A 26,867-nucleotide genomic window follows, 5' to 3' on the forward strand; every position below is an offset into this window, starting at 1 on the left:
TGGCCATTATGGTGGGTACAGCAGCAGGCTAGCAGTGAATGATAAAGAAATTCCAGTTATCTTATTGTTTTAAAAACAAATAACCTATAACGTTACAAGTAACCTTCAGAACTGTGATCGCCGATGATTTGTTACATTCAGCACTGGGCGGTGGGAAACGAAAAAGCGCGATGCATAATCGTTAATGAAGAGAAAATGAGAGGTAATATTTTTTTAATAAAATGTTATTTCCTTGGTAGGCAACAAAGGTCTCTGCACCTATAATTTGCGCCACTTTCACTAGCCGGGTAGACAATTCTTATAATCCGGCTGCAATCTGACAGTTTAGTTAATGAGGTCAATATGACGATAGAACGTACCTTCTCCATCGTAAAACCTAACGCGGTTGCCAAGAATGCGATTGGTTCGATTTATGCACGCTTTGAAAGCGCGGGTTTTACCCTTGTTGCGGCTAAAATGCTGCGCCTGAGCCGTGAGCAAGCGGAAGGCTTTTACGCTGAGCATAAAGGCAAGCCGTTCTTTGATGGCTTGGTTGAATTCATGATGTCTGGCCCAATCATGGTGCAGGTGCTGGAAGGTGAAAACGCCGTTCAACGTAACCGTGACATCATGGGTGCCACGAACCCAGCAAATGCACTGGCGGGCACGCTGCGTGCGGATTACGCTGACAGCTTCACGGCGAACGCAGTACACGGTTCTGATTCTATTGAATCTGCTCAGCGTGAAATCGCGTACTTCTTCAGCGACGACGAAATCTGCCCACGCGCGTAATCTTGCGGGGAATAAACAGGTTAGCGCGTGTGATGTTGCTTCTTTTTCGTTACTTCAGTGTGCAATGTCGAAGTAATGACACAGAAAAAAAGCGGTGATGGTAGCTTACCTGTTTTAAACTTTGTACAATGCTGCGCCCCGGATGAGCCTGCACTTATCCGGGGCGTTTCTTTGGTCATGACCATCGAATTCAACCTTCTTTTTAGCGCCATAACGTGTAATAACGAGGCCAGGATTGACAATGTCTAAGCAAATCGCGTCTGAAACCGTCGTGCCTGAAACGACCGCATCTACAACAACTACCTTATCCGAGCAAACCGTGTCCGAATTCTCTCCGGCGTCTGTTGATGCCTCTCAATCCGTCAAAGCCAGTGCGGAAAAAATCAACCTGTTGGATCTTAACCGCCAGCAAATGCGTGACCTCTTCATGTCGATGGGAGAGAAACCGTTCCGCGCCGATCAGGTCATGAAATGGATTTATCACTACTGCTGTGATGACTTCAACCAGATGACGGATATTAACAAAGTCTTCCGCAGCAAATTGCAGGAAGTCGCTGAGATTCGCGCGCCTGAAGTTGTAGATGAACAACGTTCTTCCGACGGCACAATTAAGTGGGCGATTCTGGTGGGCGGTCAGCGCGTTGAAACGGTTTATATTCCTGAAGAAGATCGCGCCACGTTGTGCGTATCGTCTCAGGTAGGCTGTGCGCTGGAGTGCAAATTCTGCTCAACGGCACAGCAGGGCTTTAACCGTAACCTGCGCGTATCGGAAATTATCGGCCAGGTGTGGCGTGCGGCGAAGATCATTGGTGCCTTTAAAGTTACCGGCCAGCGTCCCATTACCAACGTGGTGATGATGGGAATGGGCGAACCATTGCTGAACCTGACTAACGTGGTGCCAGCGATGGAAATCATGCTGGATGATTTTGGTTTCGGTCTGTCCAAGCGTCGTGTGACGTTGTCTACGTCTGGCGTGGTGCCGGCGTTGGATAAACTGGGCGATATGATTGATGTCGCGCTGGCGATTTCTCTGCATGCGCCGACCGACGACATCCGCAATGAAATCATGCCGATCAATAAAAAGTACAATATCGAGATGTTCCTGAGCGCGGTGCGTCGCTATCTGGAAAAATCCAATGCGAATCAGGGACGTGTTACCGTTGAGTACGTGATGTTGGATCATATCAATGACGGCACCGAGCACGCGCATCAACTGGCTGAATGCTTGAAAGATACACCGTGCAAGATCAATCTGATTCCGTGGAACCCGTTCCCGGGCGCGCCGTATGGCCGCAGCTCAAACAGCCGCGTTGACCGTTTCTCCAAGGTGCTGATGGAGTATGGCTTCACGACGATCGTACGTAAAACCCGTGGGGATGACATTGATGCGGCCTGCGGTCAGTTGGCGGGCGAAGTCGTGGACAGAACTAAACGTACGTTGAAGAAGAAAATGGCCGGTGAACCTATCGCGGTGAAAGCAGTCTAACATCGAATGGCGCGCGGGTTAGCGTAGAATTGCTAACCCGCTGTCTGCCGCTGAGGTAATTTGCAGAACAAACGTGAGCAAATTGCGAGGCGCGCCGCGTTGTTACCCGATCTGACTGCCACTCTGTTCATATTCAGGTAACCTCTCTGACAAAAGGATGTCTGGCAAGGACAACGAGAGGGAACAGGGATGGCAAAGGTTCTGTCACAGGGACGGTCTCTATCACAGAGAATCGCGTTATTACGCGGAGCGCACTGGCTGAATGGCCTGTTCGCGATGCTGTTGCTGGCGGGATGTGTGCATTCGCCTCAGGAAGCGACAAATCCAACGATTGCTCAAACCCGCTTGCAACTGGGATTGGCGTATCTGGCGCACAGTAATTTGGATTCAGCTCGGCAGAATCTTGAAAAGGCGGTGGCGATTGCTCCGCAGGATTACCGAACACAATTGGGGATGGCGCTTTACGAGCAGCGGATAGGTGAAAACCGCCTTGCTGAACGGCGCTATCAGCATGTGTTGAACATGGCGCCGGAAAATGGCAGCGTCATGAATAATTACGGTGCGTTTCTGTGTAGTTTAGGGCAGTATGTAGCGGCGCAGCGACAGTTTAGTGCGGCTGCACAACTTCCTGATTACAGTCAGGTTGCTGATGCGTTGGAAAATGCGGGATACTGCTTTCTCCATGCCGGACAGACTGAAAACGCGCGCAATTTATTAAGTCGGGCGCTGAAATATGACCCGACGAAAGGCAGTGCCTTGCTGACGGAAGCAAACAGACAGTTTGATGCCGGGAAAAATGAGCAAGCGCGGCTGCTGCTTGATGTTTATCAGCATAGTCTTCCGGCCAGTGCCGAAAGTTTATGGTTACAGATTCGTTTCGCCGCGTTGGCGGGCCATGATGGCGATAAAAAACGTTATGGCAATGTGCTGGCGCGAAGTTTTCCACAATCTAAACAGTACCAGCACTTCTTAGCTAATGAATACTGAAGCCACCCAAGATACAACTGAAGCAAAACTACCCGGCGAACGTTTGCGTGAGGCGCGTGAACGTCTTGGATTTACCCAGCAAACTATTGCCGAGCGTTTGTGCCTTAAAATCTCTACCGTTCGTGATATTGAAGACGGTACGACGCCTGCCGATTTAGCGCCGACTTTTCTGCGCGGCTATATCCGTTCTTATGCCAAGCTGGTTCATTTACCCGAAGATGAACTACTTCCCGCTGTGAATAGACAAGCCATACCTAAAACGATCTCTGTCTCGCCGATGCAGAGTTTTTCGCTGAAAAAAAGCCGCAAAAAGCGTGATGGCTGGTTGATGACAATCACTTGGCTGGTCGTGCTGGTTGTTCTGGGGCTCACGGGCGCGTGGTGGTGGCAAAACCATCAGGCTCAGCAGGCGGAAATCAACAGCATGGTCGATCATGCCAGTTCGATGCAGGCGCAAACGGAAGGGCAGCCCGTCCCGCTGATGGATAACAGCGCTCCGCAGGAAACGGCGACACCGAATTCTGCTGCGGCACCGACTTCTACGCTAGTCGACCTGTCTGCGACTGGCGCGGCGACACCTTCAACGCCTTCTGCTTCCGCAACGACGCCGTCATCGGGATCTTCCAGCCCATCTTCCTCACAGGCGAACGCTACACAGTCTCAGGCTGCGGGGAGTGCGCTGTTAGGCGCAGGGGCCGTTGCACCTGCTACGAGTACGGTAGCGGAGAGTAATCCGGTCTCTGCTTCCCATGCATTGGTTATGACTTTCACGGCCGATTGCTGGCTGGAAGTGACGGATGCCAGCGGCAAAAAACTGTTCAGCGGCATGCAGCGTAATGGTGGCACGCTGAATCTGGATGGTCAGTCACCCTATAAACTTAAAATTGGCGCACCTGCTGCCGTACAGATTCAATTTCAAGGCAAGCCGGTTGATTTAAGCCGCTTTGTGCGCAGCAGTCAGGTTGCGCGCCTGACGCTGACTGCAGAATAACGTGTTGTTCAGGTAAGACTGCAATGTTGGAGATGAAGTAATGCATAACGCTGCACCCATAACCCGTCGAAAATCAAAACGGATTTACGTCGGCAAGGTGCCTGTAGGTGATGGTGCGCCAATCGCGGTGCAATCCATGACCAACACCCGAACCACCGACGTTGAAGCAACCGTCAATCAAATCAGATCGCTGGAGCGCGTGGGGGTGGATATTGTCCGCGTTTCCGTGCCAACGATGGACGCGGCGGAAGCCTTTAATCTTATTAAACAGCAGGTGAATGTTCCGCTCGTTGCCGATATCCATTTTGACTACCGTATCGCGCTGAAAGTCGCGGAGTACGGCGTCGACTGTCTGCGCATTAACCCTGGTAATATTGGTAACGAAGAGCGTATTCGCTCGGTTGTCGATTGTGCGCGTTACAACAATATCCCGATCCGCATTGGTGTGAACGGCGGTTCGCTGGAAAAAGATTTGCAGGAAAAATATGGTGAACCAACGCCGGAAGCGCTGTTGGAATCGGCGATGCGCCATGTCGATATCCTCGATCGCCTGAACTTCGATCAGTTTAAAGTCAGCGTCAAAGCTTCTGACGTTTTTCTAGCAGTGCAGTCTTATCGCCTGTTGGCAGCGCGTATCGATCAGCCGCTGCACCTTGGTATCACCGAAGCGGGTGGCGCACGTAGCGGCGCGGTGAAATCGGCTATCGGCCTCGGACTGTTGCTGTCTGAAGGCATTGGCGACACACTGCGTATCTCGCTGGCGGCCGATCCTGTTGAGGAAGTGAAAGTTGGCTTCGATATCCTGAAATCACTGCGCATTCGTTCACGCGGAATCAATTTCATTGCTTGCCCGACCTGCTCTCGTCAGGAGTTTGACGTGATCGGGACGGTGAACGCGCTGGAACAACGGTTGGAAGACATCATCACGCCGATGGATGTGTCGATTATCGGCTGCGTGGTAAATGGCCCCGGTGAAGCGCTGGTGTCGACCATTGGTGTCACGGGTGGACACAACAAGAGCGGCTTCTATGAAGATGGCGTGCGGCAGAGAGAGCGCTTCGATAACGAGCAGATGATCGATCAGTTAGAAGCTAAGATCCGCGCGAAAGCCTCCATGATGGACGAGAATCAGCGTATTACCGTCAATCTGGTGGATAAATAACCCTGACGGCGTGGCGGCATGCCGCCACCCGCCTAATTCACGATTCCTGAACCCGATGGGGATGCCCCGCATTGAAGATGCGACGACAATCCCTCTATAATCGGGTTTATTTTTTGAAAAACGCATAGAGAACTGACGTGGCAAAAAATATTCAAGCCATTCGCGGCATGAACGATTACCTGCCAGCCGAAACGGCATTGTGGCAGCGTATTGAAAACAGCCTGAAACAGGTGCTCAGCAGCTACGGCTATAGTGAGATCCGTACCCCGATAGTTGAGCAGACATCGCTGTTTAAACGTGCTATCGGTGAAGTGACTGATGTCGTTGAAAAAGAGATGTATACCTTTGACGATCGCAATGGTGATAGCTTGACATTGCGTCCTGAAAATACCGCAGGCTGCGTCCGCGCCGGTATTGAACACGGTATTTTCTATAATCAAGAACAGCGCCTGTGGTATGTCGGCCCGATGTTCCGCTACGAACGTCCGCAGAAAGGGCGCTATCGCCAGTTCCATCAGTTGGGTTGTGAAGTGTTTGGTCTGCAAGGGCCGGATATCGATGCCGAACTGATCCTGATGACGGCTCGCTGGTGGCGGGTGTTGGGCATTGCCGATCATGTGAAGCTGGAACTGAACTCGATCGGTTCATTAGCCGCGCGTGCGCGCTATCGCGAAGCGCTGGTTGCGTTCCTCGAACAGCATAAAGATCAGTTGGATGAAGACTGCCTGCGCCGGATGTACACCAACCCATTGCGCGTTCTGGATACGAAAAATCCGCAGATTCAGGTGCTGCTGAATGACGCACCCGTGCTGACGGATTATCTGGATGACGAATCGCGTGAGCACTTTGAAGCGTTGGGTGAACTTTTAACGCAGTCTGGTATCCCATATACCGTTAATCCGCGTCTGGTTCGTGGTCTGGATTACTATAACCGCACCGTATTTGAATGGGTCACCACCAGTCTGGGCGCGCAGGGCACGGTCTGTGCTGGTGGGCGTTATGATGGTATGGTGGAACAATTAGGCGGGCACGCAACGCCAGCGGTCGGTTTTGCGATGGGCCTGGAGCGTCTGGTTCTGCTGGTGCAGTCGGTGAACCCAGATTTCAAAGCTCAGCCAAGTGTGGATGTTTATCTGATTTCTTCCGGTGCGGGAACGCAGGTTGCCGCCATGCAGTTGGCGGAGAAATTACGTGACGCGCTGCCGCAGTTGAAACTGATGACCAACTACGGCGGTGGCAACTTTAAGAAGCAGTTCGCTCGCGCGGATAAATGGGGCGCCCGCGTCGCATTGGTATTAGGCGAAAATGAAGTGGCGGTCGGTCAGGTTGTGGTTAAAAATCTGAGCAATGGCGAGCAGGATACATTGGCACAGGCCGACGTCGTATCGCGGCTGGCAACGTTACTGGATTGAGGAGAGAGACACCGTGGAAGTCTATACCACAGAGAATGAACAGGTTGATGCACTACGTCGTTTCCTCGCGGAGAACGGAAAGGCGTTAGTGGTCGGTGTTGTGCTGGGTGTTGGCGCACTGGTTGGCTGGCGTTTCTGGCAAAACCACCAAAATAATAGCGTGATGGCTGCGTCTGCATCTTACCAGCAGGTGACGGAGCAACTGGCCGAAGGCAAAACCGACGCGATTGCGGCAACCGAGAAATTTACGGCCGAGAATAAAAACGCTTATGGCGCGCTGGCTTCGCTGGAATTGGCTCGTCATTACGTCGATCTGAAAGATTTTGCGAAAGCAGAACAGCAATTGGTACAGGCGCTGTCACAGACGAAAGATGCCGACCTGCTGGCGGTGGTTAACCTGCGTTTGGCGCGGGTTCAGCTACAGGAAAACAAAGCGGATGACGCGCTGAAAACACTGGATGCCATCAAGCTGGAAGGCTGGGCATCGCAGGCTGCGGAAGTGCGTGGCGATATCTTGGTGAGCAAAGGGGATAATCAGGCCGCGCGTGATGCCTACAACAAAGGGTTGTCTTCCAATCCATCGCAGGCACAGCAAGCGTTACTGCGTATGAAACTGAATAACCTGTCCAGCTAAGAGGAATTCCATGCAATTGCGTAAAACACTTTTGGTAGGACTGGTTTCTGTTGCCCTGCTGAGCGGATGCTCGTTGTTTAACAGCGAAGAAGATGTCGTCACTATGTCTCCACTGCCGCAGGTGGAAAACCAGTTCACGCCAACCAAGGTGTGGAACAGCTCGGTAGGGAGTGGTATTGGTGAATTTTATTCCAATCTTCACCCCGCATGGCAGGATAACCGCGTTTTTGCCGCCGATCGTCGTGGCACGGTGAAAGCGATGGATCTGAATGACGGCAAAGAAATTTGGCGTGCCGACCTGTCGGAGAAGACTAACTTCTTCTCCCGCAATAACCCAGCGCTGCTGTCTGGCGGCGTAACGGTTTCTGGCAATCATGTCTATGTCGGTAGTGAAAAGGCGCAGGTCTATGCGCTGAATGCAGAAGATGGTACGCCAGTATGGCAGACGAAAGTGGCAGGTGAAGCGCTGTCTCGCCCTGTCGTCAGCGATGGTGTGGTGCTGATTCACACTGGCAACGGTATGTTGCAGGCATTGAATGAAGCGGATGGCGCCATCAAATGGAGCGTCAACCTAGATATGCCAACGCTGTCTCTGCGCGGCGAATCCGCCCCAACAACGGCATTTGGTGCGGCGATTGTGGGGGGGGACAACGGTCGTGTAAACGCCGTGATGATCAATCAGGGCCAGCTCATTTGGCAACAGCGTATTTCACAGCCGAGTGGTGCGACCGAAATCGATCGTCTGAACGATGTCGATACGACGCCGGTTGTCGCGGGCGAAGTGGTTTACGCGTTGGGTTACAATGGCAACATGACCGCGCTGGATCTGCGTTCCGGTCAGATTCTGTGGAAGCGTGAACTGGGCTCAGTGCATGATTTTATCATCGACGGCGACCGCATCTATCTGGTCGATCAGGACGATCGCGTTGTTGCATTGAACACTAATGGTGGCGTGAGCCTGTGGCGTCAAAGCGATTTGCTGCACCGTAACTTAACGGCCCCAGTGCTGTATAACGGCTATCTGGTGGTGGGCGATGCCGAAGGGTATCTGCACTGGCTGAATACGGCGGATGGTCGTTTCGTGGCGCAGCAAAAAGTGGATAGCTCTGGCTTCCTCGGCAAGCCTGTGGTTGCCAGCGACAAGCTGCTGATTCAGGCGAAAAACGGTGATGTCTACGCGTTCACTCGCTGAGTAACTCGTATCAATTTGGAGCACTGCGTTTTGGGTGTGCTCGTATAACGGCTCCTGACATTATCAGGGGCCGTTTCGTCTTTTTATCGTCAGCGAGTATTTCGCTGTAACGTATTGAAATATAAGTAATGAGGTTGTAACAATGATACCTGTCGTCGCGCTGGTCGGGCGCCCGAATGTGGGGAAATCCACGCTATTTAACCGCTTAACGCGTACTCGTGATGCATTGGTGGCGGATTTCCCTGGGCTGACTCGTGACCGCAAGTATGGTCGTGCAGAAGTGGAAGGGCATGAGTTTATTATCGTTGATACCGGTGGGATCGACGGTACCGAAGACGGTGTGGAAACGCGTATGGCCGGTCAATCGCTGGTGGCGATTGAAGAAGCGGATATCGTGCTGTTCATGGTGGATGCCCGCGCAGGATTGATGCCTGCGGATGAAGGTATTGCCAAACACTTGCGTAGCCGTGAAAAAACGACGGTGCTGGTGGCGAACAAAACCGACGGTCTTGACCCGGATATGGTCACGGCAGATTTTTACTCGCTCGGTATGGGCGAAGTGTACCCTATCGCCGCATCTCACGGTCGTGGTGTGACCTCATTGCTGGAAACAGTTCTGCTGCCGTTTGTACAGGATGAAATCGAAGAGCCGGTCGAATTGACTGAAGAGGAAGAGAACGCGGCTTACTGGGCTGCGTTAGAAGCGGACGAGCAGGCCAGCGAAGAAGAAGCCGAAGACGATTTCAATCCTGAAGATTTGCCGATCAAGTTGGCGATTGTCGGGCGCCCGAATGTGGGGAAATCTACGCTGACTAACCGTATTCTGGGTGAAGAACGCGTGGTCGTATACGATATGCCGGGTACGACGCGCGACAGTATCTACATTCCGATGGTGCGCGACGAGCGCGAATACATTCTGATTGATACCGCGGGTGTGCGTAAGCGCGGTAAAGTAACGGATACGGTAGAGAAATTCTCCGTTATCAAGACGTTGCAGGCGATTGAAGATGCCAACGTGGTACTGCTGGTCATCGACGCGCGTGAAGGTATTTCCGATCAGGATCTCTCACTGCTGGGCTTTATCCTCAATAGTGGACGCTCACTGGTGATCGTGGTGAACAAGTGGGATGGCCTGTCACAGGAAGTGCGTGAGCAGGTGAAAGAGACGCTGGATTTACGTCTCGGCTTTATCGATTTTGCCCGTATTCACTTCATTTCCGCGCTACATGGCAGCGGTGTGGGCAACCTGTTTGAGTCCGTCACTGAAGCCTATGCGTGCGCCACCCGTCGCGTGAGCACGGCGATGTTGACCCGTATCATGCAAATGGCATCAGACGATCACCAGCCGCCGCTGGTACGTGGCCGTCGCGTGAAGCTGAAATATGCGCATGCTGGTGGTTATAACCCGCCGATTGTGGTGATCCACGGGAATCAGGTGAAAGACCTGCCGGATTCTTACAAGCGCTATCTGATGAACTACTATCGTCGTTCGCTGGACGTCATGGGCACGCCGATTCGTATCCAGTTTAAAGAAGGGGAAAACCCTTTTGCAGACAAGCGCAATACGCTGACGCCAAATCAGCTACGCAAGCGTAAGCGTTTGATGTCACATATTAAAAAAGGTAAGTAATGTATTAATGGGGCGAATAGCGATATTCGCCCCGTTTTGTCAGAGACGAAGCCTGGTTAACAACACCAATAATCATCAAGGAAAGTCATGTCCTGGGAAACCTGGAGTTTTGCATTCAACGTCACGATGCCTAATGTGCTGATGTTGTTGATCGGTATTGCGTTACGCAAACTCAATCTGCTGAATGATGCGTTTTGTGATACGGCAATGCGGGTTGTATTCAATCTTTCTCTTCCCTGTCTGCTGTTTTTTAGTGTTGCAGGTAATCACCAGTCGTTTTCGGAACAGTGGCCGCTGGTGGTGTATGGCACGGTAGGTACGCTGGCGACATTCCTGCTGCTGGAAATCGCGGCGGTGAAGCTCGTCAAAGACCCGAAGGAACGCGGCATTTTTGTGCAAGGCGGATTCCGTTCGAATACTGGCGTAATGGGGCTGGCTTTTGCGATGAGTGCTTACGGTGATGAAGGCATTGCTGTTGGCTCACTGTATCTGATGGTGACGGTGATTATGTTTAACGCACTGTCTGTCATTACGTTGACGCGCAGCTTGCAGCGGCAATCGCCTGAACAGAAGATTCCGGTAAGCCAACTGCTGCGGGGCATTGTGACCAATCCGCTGATTATTGGTCTGCTGCTTGGTGCTGCCTACGGGCAAAGCCAACTGCCAATGCCGAGCATCATCAAGCAGACCGGTGGCTTTATTTCCTCCATGGCGTTGCCGCTGGCGTTATTGTGTGCCGGAGCCAGTCTGGAATGGCGCAGTATGTTTCGTTCGTCGAATGTGGCCGTGCTGTCTTCTGTGGCGAAGGTATTCGTTGTGCCGGGGCTGCTCACGCTGGGCGGATGGCTGGTCGGATTTCGCGGTGTCGAACTGGGAATTATTTTTCTGTTTTCCTCAACGCCAACCGCAGCGGGTAGCTATGCCATGACGCGCGCGATGGGCGGAAACGCCACGCTGGCAGCCAATATTATTGGCTTGACGACGGTTGGCGCGTTTTTCATGATTGCTATTGGGCTGTATGTGCTGCGTTCCCTCGGTGTGATTTAACGTCTGACACCGCTTGTTATATAGCTCAATGGAGGAGAAAAGATGGATGCACATTGTCCTGATTGCCACCACGTGATGTTGTGGCAGCCTGATGGTTCATTCCGATGTGAAGCGTGCCAACAGCGTTATCTGCGTGAGGCTGCGTGCCCTGAATGTAAGCACTTGCTTCAGGAACTGAAAGCTTGTGGTGCGGTGGATTACTTCTGCCAGCAGCACGGGATGATTTCCAAACGGCGGGTTGTATTCAGCTATACACCTGCCGATTGAGCCTATTGCTACGCTTGTGCGCCGTTACGCCACAGCTCAGTCAGTTCCGGCGGCGCACGGTCTTCTGAGATCAGCAGAATAACATCGGTATACTGATTCTGCTGCGGGTGACGGTAGCTGATGCGGATGCGGTAATAGAACTGGTCACCGCGCCCCGGGCCGTCTGGTTCTCCGGGGGGGCGAGCCTGAGGAAAGGCATTACGGATCGCGTTACAAATGCGTTCCCGCTCGGATGATGTCACGCTGGCGAGTGCGAAGCGTCGCGGCCCCGCCAGCTTGGGGATAAAGGCGAATCCCCCTTCACGCGCCAACTCAATGATGGCGTCCTCGTTGAGCTCCGGCAGCGTCTTCATAAGAACTCCTGACGAACCTCCACGCCCACGGTTTCCCACGACTGCATGACGATGTCGGCAACGGTGTGGTTAAAACGCTTAGCGGCATGCTGAATGGTATGGCGTGCAAAAATCTCGAAGTCCGCATTTTGCGGCAGTGACTTATCGCACAGCGTGTCGTACCAGATGCGGCCGGCTTTTTCCCAGGAATGCCCGCCCAGCGCGATGGCCGTCAGATAGAATGCACGATTGGGAATGCCGGAATTCAGGTGTACGCCGCCGTTATCTTCGCGTGTGTTCACATATTCGTTCATATGATAGGGTTGGGGATCGATACCTAACAGTTCATCATCATACGCTGTGCCTGGATGTGACATCGATCGCAGCCCCATACCGTGAATACCGTCCGCCAGTAGTTCGGCGCCGATAAGCCAGTCGGCTTGCTCAGCGGTTTGCCCCAAATGATACTGTTTGACCATAGTGCCAAAGACATCGGACAGGGATTCATTTAACGCGCCTGACTGGCGGAAATAAATCAACCCAGCCTCGTTTTCGGTAATGCCGTGAGTGAGTTCATGCGCGACGACATCAAGCGCAATCGTGAAGCGATTAAAGATTTTTCCGTCACCATCGCCGAATACCATCTGTTGCCCATTCCAGAAGGCGTTCTGATAATCGTGACCATAATGCACCGTGCCAGTCAGTGGCAGCCCTTCGGCGTCCAGTGAGTTACGTTGGAAAATTTTCCAGAAGAAATCGTAAGTAACGCCCAGATAGTTATAGGCCTCATCGACGGCGATATCACCGTTGCTGGGCTGGCCTTCCGCACGCACCAGCTTGCCGGGCAACTGCTGTTGCTGTTCGGCATCGTGGATGTTGCGATTTGCCTGCCCTGCGGGTAACGTATCATGAGGTTCTGGGCGCGGGTTATGGCTAACCATTAATGACTGAACGTGCATCAGCGTTTGTTGCGCGCAGTGGCGCTGCTCGTCTGTGCCGTTTGCAATAATGCGATGCAAAATGTAAGGGGGGATCACGCTACAAATCGGTCTGGACTTCATACCTCATCTCCTTGAAAACGCTCATCAGGGGTAACACAGACGACCAACAATCTTTACTGTCTTTTATCTCACCTGCGTCGCCACGCAAAGTCCGGAATCCGCATAGTGAAAACGGTTAATATGAATGAGTAAACTGGAAATGAGTATAGTCCAGATACTGGGGGCAGGGAGGGGAGATTGCCGTTGTTTTCGGACAAATTCCCATTCGCGTATTTTATGCCGATTGCGTTATTTTGGCGTCGGGGATGAGGGTTTTCGCCGCTTTTTCACAGAACTTGGGTTCGGCACCAACGTCGTAACCTGACTTTCTATCCAACCGTCCTGCAAACGGGTTTTCAGCGTTTCGCCGGGGGAAATTTGCGCGACGTTTTTCAGCACTTTACCATCCGAGGCGGTGGTGACGTTATAGCCACGCGCCAGTGTCGCCAGCGGGCTAACGCCTTCCAGTCGCGAACAGGCGATGCCTAGCTTTTGCTTGTTCTGATTCAACTGACGTTCTACTGCACTTTGCATCTGATAGCTCAACTGCTGTAAACGCTGCTGCGCACGATGAATGCGGGTTTGCGGCTGCTGTTGCATCAGGCGCTGTTGTAAGCGTTCACTCCGGCGTGACGTCTTCCGTAGCTGCTGCTGCATGGCGTCATCCAGACGCTGGCGCAGTTTGACCAACTGTGCCTGCTGACGTGCCAGCCGCAGTTGTGGATGCTGTTGTTGTAAACGGTGGTGCAGACGAGTGAAATCTCGGTTGCGCTGGGCAAGGTAATAATCCATCGCCATTTCCAGACGCTGGCGCTGGGACTGTATCTGGCGCACTAGCTCCAGTTGGTTACGACTCACTAACTCGGCAGCAGCGGACGGTGTGGGTGCGCGCAGGTCACCGACGAAATCGGCGATGGTGACATCGGTTTCATGGCCGACGGCGCTGACGATAGGAATGTGGCTGGCGAAAATGGCGCGGGCGACCCGCTCGTCATTAAAGCTCCACAGATCTTCCAGTGAACCGCCGCCACGCCCGACGATTAACACGTCACACTCCTCTCTCTGGTTAGCCAGTTCAATAGCGCGAACAATCTGTAGCGGTGCGTCCGCACCTTGCACCGAGGTGGGATACACGATCACCGGCAGCGACGGATCGCGGCGCTGCAATACCTGCAAGATATCGTGCAGTGCGGCACCGCTGGCGGACGTAATCACGCCGACCTGTCTGGCGGGAGAGGGAAGCACTTGTTTAAATTGCTGGTCGAACAATCCTTCGGCAGCGAGTTTCTGCTTGAGCTGTTCAAACTGCTGCTGCAACAGACCGTCACCAGCAGGCTGCATACTTTCCGCCAGCAACTGATAGTCGCCACGCGGTTCATACAGCGTAATGGTGGCGCGAATCAGTACCTGTTGGCCGTTTTGCGGACGGAACGTCACTCTACGGTTGCTGGTGCGGAACATCGCGCAGCGCACCTGCGCACGCTCGTCTTTCAGCGTGAAATACCAGTGGCCGGATGAGGGCTGAGAGAGGTTGGATATTTCGCCGGAGAGCCAAATCTGGCCCATTTCCATTTCCAACAGTTGTCTAACCGTCTGATTCAGTCGGCTAACGGTAAAAATTGCAGAGGAGGGAAATTGAGACATTGTGAGCCAGATCAAATTTTAAAACAGTCACTTAATTGATCGATACTACCTACCTGAAACAGGTAATCAAGCATTTTAGTAAAATAATGCTGGAGGCAACCGATTACGCTCTGTATAATGCCACGGCAATATTTTATCTATTCTTACATCCACCTTGGTGAGATATTGCCCATGCTACGTATCGCTAAAGAAGCACTGACGTTTGACGACGTCCTCCTGGTTCCCGCTCATTCTACCGTTCTGCCTAACACTGCCGATCTGTCCACGCAGTTGACGAAAAACATTCGCCTGAATATTCCTATGCTGTCCGCAGCGATGGATACCGTTACCGAATCCGGCCTGGCTATTGCGCTGGCGCAGGAAGGCGGTCTGGGCTTTATTCACAAAAATATGTCAATTGAGCGTCAGGCTGAAGAAGTGAGCCGCGTGAAAAAACATGAAAGCGGCGTGGTGGTTGATCCACAAACAGTGACGCCAGAAACCACGCTGCGTGAAATGAAAGAGCTGACCGAGCGCAACGGCTTCGCGGGTTACCCTGTCGTGGCAAAAGACAACGAGCTGGTGGGCATCATCACCGGTCGTGACGTGCGTTTTGTTACCGATTTGGAAAAACCGGTTAGCGCGTTCATGACGCCGAAAGAGCGTCTGGTCACCGTTAAAGAAGGCGAAGCGCGTGACGTTGTGCTGCAAAAGATGCACGAAAAACGCGTCGAGAAAGCGCTGGTCGTTGACGACAAATTCCACCTGATCGGCATGATCACGGTAAAAGATTTCCAGAAAGCAGAACGTAAGCCTAACGCCTGTAAAGACGAGCACGGTCGCCTGCGCGTTGGCGCAGCGGTTGGCGCCGGTGCGGGTAACGAAGAGCGCGTTGATGCGCTGGTTGCCGCGGGCGTTGACGTTCTGCTGATCGACTCCTCACACGGCCATTCCGAAGGCGTATTGCAGCGTATTCGTGAAACGCGTGCGAAATACCCGAACCTCGAAATTATCGGCGGTAACGTCGCGACGGGCGCAGGTGCGAAAGCGCTGGTTGAAGCGGGCGTTAGCGCGGTGAAAGTGGGTATCGGCCCTGGCTCTATCTGTACGACGCGTATTGTAACGGGCGTAGGCGTACCACAAATTACGGCGATCTCCGATGCGGTTGAGGCGCTGGAAGGCACGGGCATTCCGGTCATCGCCGACGGCGGTATCCGCTTCTCCGGCGACATTGCTAAAGCGATTGCAGCAGGCGCAGCCTGCGTCATGGTCGGTTCTATGCTGGCAGGTACGGAAGAATCTCCGGGTGAAATCGAACTGTATCAGGGACGAGCATTCAAATCTTATCGCGGCATGGGTTCACTGGGCGCGATGTCCAAAGGCTCATCAGACCGTTACTTCCAGACCGATAACGCGGCCGACAAACTGGTGCCGGAAGGTATCGAAGGACGCGTAGCTTATAAAGGCCGCCTGAAAGAGATCGTTCACCAGCAGATGGGTGGTTTGCGCTCTTGCATGGGCTTGACCGGTTGCGCGACTATCGACGCACTGCGCACGCAGGCTGAGTTTGTACGTATCAGCGGCGCGGGCATTCAGGAAAGCCACGTTCACGACGTTACCATTACTAAAGAGTCACCGAACTACCGTATGGGTTCATAAGGTGATTTAACGCGATAAACCCTGTACTATTTTGCGCCGCTCTGTCTTTGTGTAAGGCCGAGCGGCCAGATGGGTTTACTTTTTTCTTTCGCTTTTGTCTTTTGCTTTTTGGAACATGCTCCTCATGACTCAAAACATTCATCAACACCGCATTCTTATTCTGGATTTCGGCTCACAGTACACGCAACTAGTGGCACGTCGCGTGCGTGAACTGGGCGTTTACTGTGAACTGTGGGAATGGGATGTCACGGAAGCACAGATTCGTGGGTTTAATCCGAACGGGATCATCCTGTCCGGCGGCCCGGAAAGCACCACCGAGTTTGGCAGCCCACGTGCGCCAGAATACGTGTTCAACGCTGGCGTACCGGTATTAGGCGTGTGTTACGGTATGCAGACGATGGCGATGCAACTAGGCGGCCACGTTGAAGGTTCCAACGAGCGTGAGTTTGGTTATGCGCAGGTAGAAGTGAAGGCCGAGAGCGCGCTGGTGCGTGATATTCAGGATGCGTTGAGCGCCGCAGGTGCACCGCTGCTGGATGTCTGGATGAGCCACGGCGATAAAGTGACGGCAATCCCTGAAGGGTTTACCACTGTTGCCAGCACGGATACCTGTCCGTTTGCCATCATGGCGAATGAAGAGAAGCGTTTTTACGGCGTGCAGTTCCACCCAGAAGTGACGCACACCCGTCAGGGCCAGCACATGTTAGAGCGTTTCGTCCGTGACATTTGCCAGTGTGAAGCGCTGTGGACGCCTGCCAAGATTATCGACGATGCGGTAACCCGTATTCGTGAGCAGGTCGGCAACGACAAAGTGATTCTGGGCCTGTCTGGCGGCGTGGATTCTTCTGTGACCGCGATGCTGCTGCACCGTGCGATTGGTGACCGCCTGACCTGCGTCTTTGTTGATAACGGCCTGCTGCGCCTGAACGAAGCCGATCAGGTGCTGGAAATGTTCGGCGATCATTTCGGTCTGAACATTGTGCATGTGGCGGCAGAAGATCGCTTCTTAGGCGAACTGGCTGGCGAAAACGATCCAGAAGCCAAGCGTAAAATCATCGGTCGCGTGTTCGTTGAAGTGTTCGATGAAGAAGCCAGCAAGCAAGTCGACGTGAAATGGCTGGCGCAAGGCACCATCTATCCTGACGTGATCGAATCCGCAGCCTCTGCGACGGGCAAAGCACACGTCATCAAGTCCCACCACAACGTGGGTGGCTTGCCGAAAGAGATGAAGCTGGGTCTGGTTGAGCCGCTGAAAGAGCTGTTCAAAGACGAAGTGCGTAAGATCGGTCTGGAACTGGGTCTGCCGTACAACATGCTGTACCGCCATCCGTTCCCAGGTCCAGGTCTGGGCGTGCGTGTACTGGGTGAAGTGAAGAAAGAATATTGTGACCTGTTGCGTCGTGCGGATGCGATCTTCATCGAAGAGCTGCACAAAGCCGACCTGTACAACAAGGTTAGCCAGGCATTCACCGTCTTCCTGCCGGTTCGCTCCGTTGGCGTGATGGGCGATGGCCGTAAATACGATTGGGTTGTCTCGCTGCGTGCGGTAGAAACCATCGACTTTATGACCGCGCACTGGGCACACCTGCCATACGATTTCTTGGGCCGCGTCTCCAACCGCATCATCAACGAAGTCGATGGCATCTCCCGCGTCGTTTATGACGTATCGGGCAAACCACCAGCGACGATCGAGTGGGAATAAGCCTGTATCTGAAATAGCGTTGTGCTAAACAGCAAAAACCCGCGTGACTGCGGGTTTTTTTACGTCTTTTTGCGCTCTTGAGTGACTGATATTTTTAATTATTGTGAGTGTGGGGTATGAGCCTAACGCCTGCGGCTCTGGTGATTTCGGTGAGCGTCGTCAGCGTCGGGTTGCCATTTTCAGACAATGTTCTGTATAGCTGTTGGCGAGACAGTCCCGATTTTTTGGCTATTTCGCCCACTCCGCCACGCGCTTCAACAACACGGCGTAATGCTGTCAGGAATGCCGCGATGCCACCTTCCTCATAAATATCCTCTAATTAAAAACGACAACGTTGCAAAGTAGTTTCATTGGATTGATGTTTCGGGGTTAGACAGATTTAAGTGGTGACAAATTATCCAGCCACAAACGATGGCGCAATCTTTTTCTGTACGGTAAAATTACGTACAAAAGGAGGTCACTATGACTACTACTGCTCGTTTAGATCTTCGGTTGAATGCTCACGATAAAGAACGCATCACTAAGGCTGCCGCATTACGTGGTATCGCTGTTTCTGCATTTGTGCGTGATGCGGTGTTGCGTGAAGCGGATACCGCCATTGCCGCAGATACCGCTGTTACACTTTCTGAGCAAGAATCTCGCCGTTTTTTGGCTGCGCTGAATCAGCCGTTTCTGCCTAATGATCGTTTGCATAAAGCGATGGAAGAGGCTGCCAATTTGATGAAACGCTAACCTATGGCGCTGATATTTTCATTGCTGGACGGTCGCCGCCATGACCGTTCAAGTTTTTCTTGTGGTGTTTTGGCTCTTGATGATTATCTGCAAAAGCGAGCCTCGCAACATCAGCGTGATGGAATCGCTACGACTCATATCCTGCTCGATGAGTCGCAGCCTACCTCTATTCTGGGCTACTGCTCATTGTCCGCAGCACACTTATATTTGCACGAGCTCAGTGAAAATGACCGTAAGCGCTTGCCAGGATATCCGGTGCCTGCTATGCGTATGGGGCGTTTGGCGGTATCGACTGCTGAACAGAAGAAAGGTTACGGACAACTTTTGTTGGGACATGCTGTGAATATGGCGCTATCTGTGCGTAATACGATAGGCGTGCGAGTGCTGATTGTTGATGCGAAAGATGCACGGGCTGCTGCGTTTTATGAGGAGTTCGGTTTCCGAAAAACAGCTAGTGAAGCGTTAAGGTTGTATCTACCAATCTCGAACAGCTAGGTAAGCTCAATTATATCCACGGTGTGTGAAGTGATTCATACTGCTTTACCTCTTGATATATAGACCTGCTTGCAGGAACTTTATCCCCACGTTTCCTTTAAAATACGGCATCGATTTAGCCAGCTATAAGCTAATGTTTTGATATATGTGACTCATCGTCCGTGGTTTTACAAGCGACTAAAGGCGATCCTACCCACACGGAAATCAAAAATGGTTTTTGATAGGTGGAGGGAAATGGAATGAATCACACTGACTGGCATCCGGCGGATATCATCGCGGGGTTACGGAAGAAAGGGACGACGCTGGCGGCGGTTTCCAGAGCGGCGGGGTTGGCGTCATCCACGCTGGCGAATGCGCTCACCAGACATTGGCCGAAAGGCGAACGGCTGATTGCCGAAGCGATGGGGAAAAGGCCAGAAGAGATTTGGCCGTCGCGTTATTCAGGCGTGAAGTGAGGGCAGGGAGTAGGGGAGAAAAAGATGAAAGCGCCATTCCTCGATGTAATGTTGTTCACTTAAACATGGATTTAGGGGGAAACGCGGTGATGCGGTTCCCGCAGGATACCTCGCACCGTGGTAGCCCCGGTATCTCGATCCTTAAACGATCGGCATTACATTCCTCGATGGCGCTTTTTCATGTAAGTCCTATCGTGCAATGAAATCATGCAAACACGACTTTAACGCTACCCGGTGTGCGGCGCGGCTTCCCTACAACGATCTGTATATCGCGTCCCAGCTTTGTAAGGCATTCCAGCATTTTGGTTTCGCTGATTCCCCTGAATTGGCCACGCAATAGGTTGGATAGCTTTGGTTGGGGCATGCCCAATAGCTTCGCTGCTTCTGCCTGTGTGAGGCGGCGGCTTTTGATGATTGAGCTAATCAGGGTGGCAAGCTGCGCTTTGACCAACATATCTTCAGCATGCACGTTGCCAAGGTCGGCGTACACATTACCGCTGCTGACTTCAATATCCTGGCTCATGTTATGCTCCTTTTGCATGGTTTTCTGCGGTTTAAGGCGTTCACGAATGGTGTCTATGATGCTGCTTTTGGACTACCCATTCTTTCCTCAATAAAAAGAATGAGTGACTCAGCTTCTTTTTCATCAGAAAAATTACGAAGAGAAATAGGGATAGCAATAATATTATCAACGAGTAAAAATAAATGATTATCGATTTTATTAAGGTGAGAAATTGCATGCCATTTATAGCGACTGTGTGAGCTTTCCGTTTCTCCGTAGATGCCATCATTGTTTATCGTTATTTTTACCTTTGTTGGAAATACCCCTGAAGGATAGCTTTTTATTTTTCTGGTGAGTAATGAAAGTAAAATATAAAGTACGACTAGTGAAGCCGTAAGGTAAGAAAATAGTTTTATGACTGGATGGGCTTCACGTTCGCTGGATAAGAAAATGATCGCCAGTAATATAAAGAGCGACAAAAGTAACAAAACAAATGAAAGCATTGACAGGGAATTAATTATCCTGTGCTTATAACTCTGTCTCTTTTTATTCCAGCTAGATATCGACTTAATACTCTTTTCATAGTCGTTTTGTGTTAACGTCTGATGAATAATGAATTCTTTATTGTCTGTTTCCATTTTCGTTACGATCTCTGTTATCCATACAATATTATATTCACATCGTGCATGAGATGTGGAGGGCTTTTCTGTCTAATTTCCGCCCTGTACGTTAGAACGAACTATAACCACGTTGCAAATATGCTGATACTGATAGCCCAGCGCTCTGGGCTATCAGTGTGGAGAATCGAACAGTCATCCTGAGTGTTAACGCTTTTCCTGTTGTTTCAAAATCCCCGTCTTAAGCACATCGACCTCCTTGCCGTTGATCGTCGCGGTAGCTGCGATGACCTGATATTCCAAATCGTGGAACTGGCAAAAATCGGATTGGTACTGCGGGAGCAGGGTTGATTCCTGGGAAAAAATGAATTTTTCTCCCATCATTCCGGCATCAAAGCTACTCAACCCAAAAGGCGGGAAGGCGAGTGTTTGTTCGGCCGAAGCACCTTCACTATTTTTGAGTCGCAGCGTGGCGCGAAAATTGGCGACTTCGCCTAATTTATTCGTATTGATAGAGAAATTAAGCTCGCATTTATAGGGATTATTATTCCCACCGTATGGGCTAGATTCATGTTTTAACGTTAAAAGCGGTAATACGTCGCGGGTCGCTATTCTCTCGCGTTTATCTTTTTCACACTGGCGAAGGTAATTATTATCTGTGCTCCCTGCGTATTTTTGAGCCTGATGGCAATCTACGTCAACGTATTGCCCACTGTAATACATCTGAGATAAATAGCGGCTGGCGCCAGTCAGATCACGCTTATAGGCTTGTTCAAACAAGGTATAGGCTTTACTGTAATTGGCCTTGATAAGCACACCGTTATAATACATTTTTCCCAGATTCATTAATGCATCATCATCGCCTTGCTTTGCTGCACGCTCATACCATTTTTCAGCTTCTACCCCATCAGGGAAAACGCCCCAACGCCCTTTTTCGTAGACGAACCCAAGTATATTTTGTGCTTCTCGATGGCCACCTTCAGCGGCGACACGGAACCACTTTAACGCCTCAATATTCTCATTTTTGATATCGGCATAGCCAAAATTATAGAAATGACCGACATGGAAATTAATTTCTGGATCGCCATCTTTTGCCCAGAATGTCGCGAGTCGCAGAATATCCTGCTTGCTAAAACCAATATGGGTGAAGAAGCGTTGAGTATCGGTATCACCGCTTGTCAAATATCGTCTCACTGCTCGAATCAATGTAGGACGATAGGATATATCACTGTCGGCATCGGCTTTCGCGGAATAAATGTAGTCGACAACCTTATCCATCACATCAACGGGTATTTTTATGTCGGCTCGGTTCATTTTTTCTGCGAACTGTTTGGCGCGTGCTTTATCCTGCGCCACGCCTTTGCCGTATTGATAAAAATACCAGACGTTGTAGCAGCCAACATTGCCGTCTATTTCACAGGCCTGCTGATAATACTGGCGCGCTTGCGTCGTATTTTGCGGGACGGTGATGCCATATTCATAGATGAACCCCAGCGTGCTCAATGCCTGTGGATCGTTGTTTTTCGCTAATGTCGTCAACGCGGTTAATGCCGTCGCATCCTGCTGCGTGAGGCGTTCGTAGAGCGCATCTATCTTGTCATTTGCCTGACTGATGGATGCCGCCGACAGGCCGATCAGCGTGGCAATAACGGTTTTCCTTATCATCAATGTTATTTCCTTAATGTATTCCCTGAGTGAATAGCAATGTGTCAAAAGTGCCAATTAAAGCAGTGAGTTACCGTAATCCGTGTCTTGTAGAGGCATCACCCTAATCATCATCCTCATGATCCAGCGCGGTCTGCTGATTATTCCTCAACAGCGCCCATTTTCGGAACTGGGTTGGCGTCATCTCCATCTGCTGGGAAAAGGCGCGCCGGAAGGCGGTGTCTTCACTGTAACCACATTCGGCGGCGACCTGCTTGATATTGGTCATCGGGTTTTCAAGCAGCCGGCAGGCCATTTCGATCCTGACGCGGGTAATAAAGTTTTTCGGGCTTTCTGTCGTGAGGCCTTTCAGTTTTCTATGCAGCGTCCGGTCGCTAAAATTCAGGGCGCTGGCTAACTCTTCTGCGCTAATTGCCGGGTTCTCGTAGCGGATGATCTGTTCAGCACGCAGTAACAAGGGGTGTACGGTATTAATAAACCCTTGCGGAGCATAAATTCGTTGAGAGAGCGGTTGGCTGTCCGCTACCGCGATATCCGCTGCCAATTTTGCGACTTTAGCCCCGCCACTGCGGCGAATAATATGCAGGGCAAGCTCGACCCAGGATAATGGCCCACCGGTGGTAATGATGCCATCCTGTTCTTCCAGCGCTTTGCCCCACACCGGTTTGGCCTTTGGGTATTTCTGCTTAAAGGTGTGATAAAGCCACCATGTTGTGGTGCAAAACCGGCCATCCAGCAGCCCGGCTTCGGCCAGAATAAAGCCCCCCGCACAGGCACCACCTATCAGCGAACCCTGCCGATATTGCTCCCTGAGCCAATGTGCGGACTCACTCACGGATGATGCCGACAGCGGTAATTTATCCGGTCCGAGCATCATTCCGGTCGCCAGCACGACATCCGATTTACCCACTGCGTCAAACGAACTGTCTACGTGAATCAGTCTCCCCTGCGCATCACGCACAGGCTTGCCGTCTGCACTGACGATGGACGTTTCAAAGGACAGCGGCGAATCGGTAGAAGCGATGCTATCAGGTTGTGTTATGAGCGTCTGATTCGCCATCCAGAAAATATCGGAAAGCCCAGATATGGCCGACTGCATGCTGCCCGGCAGCGCCAGAATAGAGATGTGCATAGTGATTTTGCCTGCCAGACACGATTTGGCGAGTTTTGCATGAACTATGTCAAGTTTGCCATATTACCGCAAGCATCAACCACGATTAACATTCAACCATTCGCTACCCCTGATGAAATGCATCGGGGAAACCGGCAGCCGAATCACTCTTTTAGAGGAAAGCGTATGACGCATTACCGCATTAAATGGCTCGGCCATCTGGCTATCGCGTTAGGTCTGGTGCTGTCTGCCGGCGTTCACAATGTTGCGGAGGCGGCAAAAATTAACAATATCGTCTTAGTTCACGGTGCCTTTGCCGATGGCTCCAGCTGGTCCGCCGTCACGGCCCGACTACAGGAAATGGGATACCACGTGACGGCGGTGCAAAACCCGCTCACTTCTTTAGCGGACGACGTTGAAGCAACGGAGCGCGTGCTGCAAAGGCAGCAGGGCGATGTGCTGCTGGTAGGGCATTCATGGGGCGGGGCCGTCGTGACGCAGGCGGGTAATGATCCCAAGGTTCGCGGCATCGTCTATTTGTCGGCGCTGGTGCCAGACAGCGGGGAATCCGTCTCTGATTTATTGCAGCGTCTGAAAGCGCCGATGGAAGGCATGTCCCCTGATGCCAATGGGCTAATTTGGCTGGATAACCCCGAACAGTATCGTGAGGTGATGGCGGGTGATGTGTCCCTGAAAAAAGCGCAGGCGCTGGCTGCGGTGCAGCAGCCGATTGCTGCAAAAGCCTTTGGCGATCGTGTTCAGCAGGCCGCGTGGAAAAATAAACCCACCTGGTATTTGCTGACGGAAAACGACAAGGCATTAACCCCCTCTATTCAGAAAGCCATCGCGAGCCATATTGGGGCAACGACGCGCGCTATTTCGTCCAGCCATATGTCTCTGGTATCGCACCCGGAAGTCGTCGCGGATTTTATTGATAGCGCGGCTAAAGCAGTTAAATAAGTGAGCGCTGAAACGCCATGTAGGAGAAGCCATTGTGAACATTTTACATATAGACTCCAGTATTCTTGAGAACGGTTCCGTTTCCCGACAGATTTCTGCTGATGTAGTGGAGCAATTAGTCAAACAGCATCCGAATGCCGTCGTCTCTTATCGGGACGTGGTTAAAGATGAAATTCGCCACTTAACTGGGCCGATTGCCGCCGGTTTCCGCCAAATAGCATCTTCTTCAGCGGATGAGGCCACGCTGCGGGAACACCAATTATCCGAGGCGCTGGTCGCGGAGTTTCTGGCGAATGACGTGATTGTCATTGGCGCGCCGATGTATAACTTTTCCGTCTCTAGCCAATTGAAATCGTGGTTGGATCGGCTCGCGCAGGCTGGCAAAACGTTTAAATATACGGAAAAAGGCCCGGTGGGGTTATCTGGTGGCAGAACGGTTATTGTGGTTTCTTCTCGCGGTGGTTTTTATACCGCTCCACCTTTTTTAGATATGGATTTTCAAGAACGCTATCTTCAGGGTTTTTTCCGGTTTCTTGGTATTAGCGATGTTCATTTCGTCCGCGCGGAAGGCGCTTCAAAAGGGGATGAAATTAAGAACCGTGAAATCCAACATGCGAAATCTTCTATTCATTCCGTTATTACATCCATAGTCGTTCAATAATTATTAAGGTGGACATGATGCTCTATGCTATTACGCTGTATTACACCAGCCCGAAAGATGAACTAGAAAAGAGTATTGACGCACACAAAAAATGGCTGGCGGATAATATTAAAAAAGGCAATGTCATTTTTGCCGGTCCTCTGGACGATGGCACTGGCGGGTTTATTTTAGCCTACGGATTAGATAGCGCTGACATGGAAGACATTCTGGCGGAAGATCCATTCATCAATCTGGGATTAGTCAAAACAGAGATAAAGACCATTGAACCTGGAATCTGTTCGAGCCATTTCTATAGTGAATGGGCGGGGAATGCGAAGGCGTTGTAAATAGCCTGTAGATATCCTTACTTATTATGATTGTGCGAAAACGCCATGAGAACATGGCGCTTTAACATCATCGTGAAATAAAACGAATATAGGGAAATAACTTCCGATTTACAGCCCAGCGAATTTAAACGGCGTAGCGGGTTTAAAGTGATCGGAAGCCTGACCAGAATAAATGGTGCTTTGGTTTGGCCCTAAATCTAACTTGCTGGCATTATTTCCACGCGGGGAGAAGTCAATTTTTTTTAAATCAACCCAAAAGATATTCGGAGATACCGCAGATTCAAAGAAATATTGTAGCGATTTATGGTCTATGACAGTGCGCCAGCGCGTTGAGGAGATATTCGGCATTTCTGGCAAGGAATAGCCATAGGGAACAGATGCATTACGTATAATGCTGAATGCGGCGGCCAAATCTGCTTTATCTTTCTCTATTTTCGCTTTTTCTGGTTTATTTTCTTTTAGTTTATTTGGATCAACATGTTTCACATAGAATGAGGCGCGGACAAAGCGATCGGCGGCGCGGTTCGTTCCCGGTAGCATCACATTGCCACCTATCTGATCCCAATAGGCATTAAGCGTTAACTGTTGATCGAAGGTCGGAGAATTGGTCATCACCTGATAGTCCTTATTATGGTGAATGACCTGTTTGCCGTCGATGTATTCAATAATTGCACTGTCACCAGATGAATCAGACAAGGAAAGATGGAGCGTTGCCTTTCTATCCTGATGCGGTAAGTCTTTTGTGACCAGTGTAAATTTTTCCTCTTGCAGCGCCTTTACGGCTTCATCAACGGTAGCAAAATTATCCAACACGTATTGTGCCCAACCAGCGACACTTAAACCCAGTTTTTGTGCTGTCGGTGCGGCTTTAGGATATTCAGATTCCGCCAGCCAGAGTACGTTAGCCGCCAACCCTTTTTCATTCACGCCATCGGTTGTGGAGGCCATATTTGGGTTACTGTCGAAAGCAGAGGCAATGACACTACCGTATTTTGATGTCCACTCCAGAGAATGCTGGCCTGCGGCACCAGAACGCTTTAATTCTCGTGGGAAAATCCAGAGATTGGTCTCGGTATCCTCGGCCCAGTCCATTGAACGGGCCGTAATAGGGTAATCAGGGTTCTGTACGTCCTTATAAACTAACCGCGTACAGGCGAGTGAAACCGCTGAACTGAACGTTAATGTCGCCAATGAAATAGCACACACCATTAACTTAACTTGCTTATTATTTCTTATCATTTAATTTCTCCATTTTATTCTCATAGGGGAGTTCGATCATATTACCGCTGATTATAGTCAGTGATTTATTTATGGGAGGTGGTGGCTATAAAATAAATAGAACGATGTATGCTGATTAGTTTATTTATTATTATTCAATGGGAATGTATTTTTTTTGATGGTTTGTTTA

28 protein-coding genes are annotated in these 26,867 nt (G+C 51.1%); 19 read left to right on the plus strand and 9 right to left on the minus strand.

The annotated features are described in order from the left end of the window. Positions 1-342: 342 nt before the first annotated feature. The 11 genes from ndk (at position 343) to H0247_RS06265 (ending at position 11,579) form a co-directional block, all read left to right on the plus strand. Positions 343-771 carry a nucleoside-diphosphate kinase gene (gene ndk, locus H0247_RS06215; protein ID WP_015841195.1) on the plus strand — a complete coding sequence of 143 codons (429 nt, stop codon included), beginning with the start codon at positions 343-345 and terminating at the stop codon, positions 769-771. A 241-nt stretch (positions 772-1,012) separates the two neighbouring features. Continuing rightward, positions 1,013-2,257 (plus strand): bifunctional tRNA (adenosine(37)-C2)-methyltransferase TrmG/ribosomal RNA large subunit methyltransferase RlmN, encoded by a 1,245-nt coding sequence (locus tag H0247_RS06220; RefSeq protein WP_219606654.1) that lies wholly within the window; start codon positions 1,013-1,015, stop codon positions 2,255-2,257. A 189-nt stretch (positions 2,258-2,446) separates the two neighbouring features. Beyond that, positions 2,447-3,244, plus strand: a complete 798-nt coding sequence (gene pilW, locus H0247_RS06225) for a type IV pilus biogenesis/stability protein PilW (protein ID WP_180741767.1) — start codon at positions 2,447-2,449, stop codon at positions 3,242-3,244. Then, positions 3,234-4,235, plus strand: coding sequence for a cytoskeleton protein RodZ (gene rodZ / locus H0247_RS06230; RefSeq protein WP_180741768.1), 1,002 nt, complete (start codon positions 3,234-3,236; stop codon positions 4,233-4,235). The genes pilW and rodZ overlap by 11 nt, the downstream gene beginning before the upstream one ends. Positions 4,236-4,275: 40 nt before the next feature. Continuing rightward, positions 4,276-5,397: a flavodoxin-dependent (E)-4-hydroxy-3-methylbut-2-enyl-diphosphate synthase gene (gene ispG / locus H0247_RS06235; protein ID WP_180741769.1), complete on the plus strand. Its 1,122-nt coding sequence runs from the start codon at positions 4,276-4,278 to the stop codon at positions 5,395-5,397. A 137-nt stretch (positions 5,398-5,534) separates the two neighbouring features. Then, entirely contained in the window at positions 5,535-6,809 is a 1,275-nt protein-coding gene (gene hisS / locus H0247_RS06240) for a histidine--tRNA ligase (protein ID WP_180741770.1), read from the plus strand. Positions 6,810-6,822: 13 nt separating this feature from the next. Beyond that, the gene (locus tag H0247_RS06245) at positions 6,823-7,443 is read left to right on the plus strand and encodes a YfgM family protein (RefSeq protein WP_180741771.1); all 621 of its coding nucleotides are present in this window, start codon (positions 6,823-6,825) and stop codon (positions 7,441-7,443) included. A 10-nt stretch (positions 7,444-7,453) separates the two neighbouring features. Next, the gene (bamB, locus tag H0247_RS06250) at positions 7,454-8,635 is read left to right on the plus strand and encodes an outer membrane protein assembly factor BamB (protein ID WP_180741772.1); all 1,182 of its coding nucleotides are present in this window, start codon (positions 7,454-7,456) and stop codon (positions 8,633-8,635) included. 142 nt (positions 8,636-8,777) lie between these two features. Then, complete coding sequence (gene der / locus H0247_RS06255) at positions 8,778-10,265, plus strand: ribosome biogenesis GTPase Der (protein WP_180741773.1); 1,488 nt, start codon at positions 8,778-8,780, stop codon at positions 10,263-10,265. 87 nt (positions 10,266-10,352) lie between these two features. After that, positions 10,353-11,312, plus strand: coding sequence for an AEC family transporter (locus tag H0247_RS06260; protein WP_180741774.1), 960 nt, complete (start codon positions 10,353-10,355; stop codon positions 11,310-11,312). A gap of 42 nt (positions 11,313-11,354) precedes the next feature. Further along, positions 11,355-11,579: a zinc ribbon domain-containing protein gene (locus tag H0247_RS06265; protein WP_180741775.1), complete on the plus strand. Its 225-nt coding sequence runs from the start codon at positions 11,355-11,357 to the stop codon at positions 11,577-11,579. Between the two features lie 8 nt (positions 11,580-11,587). On the opposite strand, the gene H0247_RS06270 is transcribed toward H0247_RS06265, so the two are convergent. From H0247_RS06270 to xseA, 3 genes are all read right to left on the minus strand, one after another. Next, positions 11,588-11,932 carry a protealysin inhibitor emfourin gene (locus H0247_RS06270; protein WP_180741776.1) on the minus strand — a complete coding sequence of 115 codons (345 nt, stop codon included), beginning with the start codon at positions 11,930-11,932 and terminating at the stop codon, positions 11,588-11,590. Beyond that, positions 11,929-12,972, minus strand: coding sequence for a M4 family metallopeptidase (locus H0247_RS06275; RefSeq protein ID WP_180741777.1), 1,044 nt, complete (start codon positions 12,970-12,972; stop codon positions 11,929-11,931). The genes H0247_RS06270 and H0247_RS06275 overlap by 4 nt, the downstream gene beginning before the upstream one ends. A 228-nt stretch (positions 12,973-13,200) precedes the next feature. Further along, a complete protein-coding gene (gene xseA, locus H0247_RS06280) occupies positions 13,201-14,595 on the minus strand; it encodes an exodeoxyribonuclease VII large subunit (RefSeq protein ID WP_180741778.1) in 1,395 nt (464 codons plus the stop codon). Positions 14,596-14,766: 171 nt separating this feature from the next. On the opposite strand from xseA, the gene guaB reads away from it, so the two are divergent. Beyond that, a complete protein-coding gene (guaB, locus tag H0247_RS06285) occupies positions 14,767-16,233 on the plus strand; it encodes an IMP dehydrogenase (RefSeq protein WP_180741779.1) in 1,467 nt (488 codons plus the stop codon). A 124-nt stretch (positions 16,234-16,357) separates the two neighbouring features. Next, entirely contained in the window at positions 16,358-17,935 is a 1,578-nt protein-coding gene (gene guaA / locus H0247_RS06290) for a glutamine-hydrolyzing GMP synthase (RefSeq protein WP_180741780.1), read from the plus strand. 94 nt (positions 17,936-18,029) lie between these two features. On the opposite strand, the gene H0247_RS19785 is transcribed toward guaA, so the two are convergent. Next, on the minus strand, positions 18,030-18,245 hold the full coding sequence (locus tag H0247_RS19785; protein WP_328820735.1) for a DNA-binding protein: 216 nt from the start codon (positions 18,243-18,245) through the stop codon (positions 18,030-18,032). A 152-nt stretch (positions 18,246-18,397) separates the two neighbouring features. Here H0247_RS19785 and H0247_RS06295 point away from each other — a divergent pair, with 152 nt between their 5' ends. From H0247_RS06295 to H0247_RS06305, 3 genes are all read left to right on the plus strand, one after another. Continuing rightward, positions 18,398-18,667, plus strand: coding sequence for a DUF1778 domain-containing protein (locus H0247_RS06295; protein WP_095995182.1), 270 nt, complete (start codon positions 18,398-18,400; stop codon positions 18,665-18,667). 3 nt (positions 18,668-18,670) lie between these two features. Next, the gene (locus tag H0247_RS06300) at positions 18,671-19,162 is read left to right on the plus strand and encodes a GNAT family N-acetyltransferase (protein WP_180741781.1); all 492 of its coding nucleotides are present in this window, start codon (positions 18,671-18,673) and stop codon (positions 19,160-19,162) included. 239 nt (positions 19,163-19,401) lie between these two features. Next, positions 19,402-19,617, plus strand: coding sequence for a helix-turn-helix transcriptional regulator (locus H0247_RS06305; protein ID WP_010279992.1), 216 nt, complete (start codon positions 19,402-19,404; stop codon positions 19,615-19,617). Positions 19,618-19,822: 205 nt separating this feature from the next. On the opposite strand, the gene H0247_RS06310 is transcribed toward H0247_RS06305, so the two are convergent. From H0247_RS06310 to H0247_RS06325, 4 genes are all read right to left on the minus strand, one after another. Beyond that, a complete protein-coding gene (locus H0247_RS06310) occupies positions 19,823-20,140 on the minus strand; it encodes a helix-turn-helix domain-containing protein (RefSeq protein ID WP_014916192.1) in 318 nt (105 codons plus the stop codon). Between the two features lie 53 nt (positions 20,141-20,193). Continuing rightward, positions 20,194-20,757, minus strand: a complete 564-nt coding sequence (locus H0247_RS06315; RefSeq protein WP_180741782.1) for a YcxB family protein — start codon at positions 20,755-20,757, stop codon at positions 20,194-20,196. Positions 20,758-20,943: 186 nt separating this feature from the next. Next, positions 20,944-22,275: a tetratricopeptide repeat protein gene (locus H0247_RS06320; protein WP_255433885.1), complete on the minus strand. Its 1,332-nt coding sequence runs from the start codon at positions 22,273-22,275 to the stop codon at positions 20,944-20,946. 229 nt (positions 22,276-22,504) lie between these two features. Beyond that, positions 22,505-23,533 carry a GlxA family transcriptional regulator gene (locus tag H0247_RS06325; protein WP_180741784.1) on the minus strand — a complete coding sequence of 343 codons (1,029 nt, stop codon included), beginning with the start codon at positions 23,531-23,533 and terminating at the stop codon, positions 22,505-22,507. Between the two features lie 165 nt (positions 23,534-23,698). Between H0247_RS06325 and H0247_RS06330 the strand changes: the two genes are divergently transcribed. The 3 genes from H0247_RS06330 to H0247_RS06340 are packed head-to-tail and all read left to right on the plus strand — an operon-like array spanning position 23,699 to position 25,459. Beyond that, on the plus strand, positions 23,699-24,472 hold the full coding sequence (locus H0247_RS06330) for an alpha/beta fold hydrolase (RefSeq protein ID WP_180741785.1): 774 nt from the start codon (positions 23,699-23,701) through the stop codon (positions 24,470-24,472). Between the two features lie 34 nt (positions 24,473-24,506). Beyond that, positions 24,507-25,133 carry an FMN-dependent NADH-azoreductase gene (locus tag H0247_RS06335; protein ID WP_180741786.1) on the plus strand — a complete coding sequence of 209 codons (627 nt, stop codon included), beginning with the start codon at positions 24,507-24,509 and terminating at the stop codon, positions 25,131-25,133. A gap of 17 nt (positions 25,134-25,150) precedes the next feature. Then, entirely contained in the window at positions 25,151-25,459 is a 309-nt protein-coding gene (locus H0247_RS06340) for a YciI family protein (RefSeq protein WP_180742030.1), read from the plus strand. A 108-nt stretch (positions 25,460-25,567) separates the two neighbouring features. On the opposite strand, the gene H0247_RS06345 is transcribed toward H0247_RS06340, so the two are convergent. Then, positions 25,568-26,698, minus strand: coding sequence for a linear amide C-N hydrolase (locus H0247_RS06345; RefSeq protein WP_180741787.1), 1,131 nt, complete (start codon positions 26,696-26,698; stop codon positions 25,568-25,570). Positions 26,699-26,867: the final 169 nt, after the last annotated feature.

It is taken from the genome of Pectobacterium sp. CFBP8739 (assembly GCF_013449375.1).
Classification (GTDB): domain Bacteria; phylum Pseudomonadota; class Gammaproteobacteria; order Enterobacterales; family Enterobacteriaceae; genus Pectobacterium.

Bases quoted from the DNA above. Each gene is read 5' to 3' on its own strand.
- H0247_RS06265 (WP_180741775.1), top strand. From the start codon at position 11,355: ATGGATGCACATTGTCCTGATTGCCACCACGTGATGTTGTGGCAGCCT.
- ispG (WP_180741769.1), top strand. From the start codon at position 4,276: ATGCATAACGCTGCACCCATAACCCGTCGAAAATCAAAACGGATTTAC.
- ndk (WP_015841195.1), top strand. From the start codon at position 343: ATGACGATAGAACGTACCTTCTCCATCGTAAAACCTAACGCGGTTGCC.
- H0247_RS06315 (WP_180741782.1), bottom strand. From the start codon at position 20,757: ATGGAAACAGACAATAAAGAATTCATTATTCATCAGACGTTAACACAA.
- H0247_RS06340 (WP_180742030.1), top strand. From the start codon at position 25,151: ATGCTCTATGCTATTACGCTGTATTACACCAGCCCGAAAGATGAACTA.
- H0247_RS06325 (WP_180741784.1), bottom strand. From the start codon at position 23,533: ATGCACATCTCTATTCTGGCGCTGCCGGGCAGCATGCAGTCGGCCATA.
- guaB (WP_180741779.1), top strand. From the start codon at position 14,767: ATGCTACGTATCGCTAAAGAAGCACTGACGTTTGACGACGTCCTCCTG.
- H0247_RS06330 (WP_180741785.1), top strand. From the start codon at position 23,699: ATGACGCATTACCGCATTAAATGGCTCGGCCATCTGGCTATCGCGTTA.
- H0247_RS06345 (WP_180741787.1), bottom strand. From the start codon at position 26,698: ATGATAAGAAATAATAAGCAAGTTAAGTTAATGGTGTGTGCTATTTCA.
- H0247_RS06300 (WP_180741781.1), top strand. From the start codon at position 18,671: ATGGCGCTGATATTTTCATTGCTGGACGGTCGCCGCCATGACCGTTCA.
- xseA (WP_180741778.1), bottom strand. From the start codon at position 14,595: ATGTCTCAATTTCCCTCCTCTGCAATTTTTACCGTTAGCCGACTGAAT.
- H0247_RS06310 (WP_014916192.1), bottom strand. From the start codon at position 20,140: ATGAGCCAGGATATTGAAGTCAGCAGCGGTAATGTGTACGCCGACCTT.
- der (WP_180741773.1), top strand. From the start codon at position 8,778: ATGATACCTGTCGTCGCGCTGGTCGGGCGCCCGAATGTGGGGAAATCC.
- H0247_RS06260 (WP_180741774.1), top strand. From the start codon at position 10,353: ATGTCCTGGGAAACCTGGAGTTTTGCATTCAACGTCACGATGCCTAAT.
- guaA (WP_180741780.1), top strand. From the start codon at position 16,358: ATGACTCAAAACATTCATCAACACCGCATTCTTATTCTGGATTTCGGC.
- pilW (WP_180741767.1), top strand. From the start codon at position 2,447: ATGGCAAAGGTTCTGTCACAGGGACGGTCTCTATCACAGAGAATCGCG.
- H0247_RS06295 (WP_095995182.1), top strand. From the start codon at position 18,398: ATGACTACTACTGCTCGTTTAGATCTTCGGTTGAATGCTCACGATAAA.
- H0247_RS06275 (WP_180741777.1), bottom strand. From the start codon at position 12,972: ATGAAGTCCAGACCGATTTGTAGCGTGATCCCCCCTTACATTTTGCAT.
- rodZ (WP_180741768.1), top strand. From the start codon at position 3,234: ATGAATACTGAAGCCACCCAAGATACAACTGAAGCAAAACTACCCGGC.
- H0247_RS06305 (WP_010279992.1), top strand. From the start codon at position 19,402: ATGAATCACACTGACTGGCATCCGGCGGATATCATCGCGGGGTTACGG.
- H0247_RS06220 (WP_219606654.1), top strand. From the start codon at position 1,013: ATGTCTAAGCAAATCGCGTCTGAAACCGTCGTGCCTGAAACGACCGCA.
- H0247_RS06270 (WP_180741776.1), bottom strand. From the start codon at position 11,932: ATGAAGACGCTGCCGGAGCTCAACGAGGACGCCATCATTGAGTTGGCG.
- bamB (WP_180741772.1), top strand. From the start codon at position 7,454: ATGCAATTGCGTAAAACACTTTTGGTAGGACTGGTTTCTGTTGCCCTG.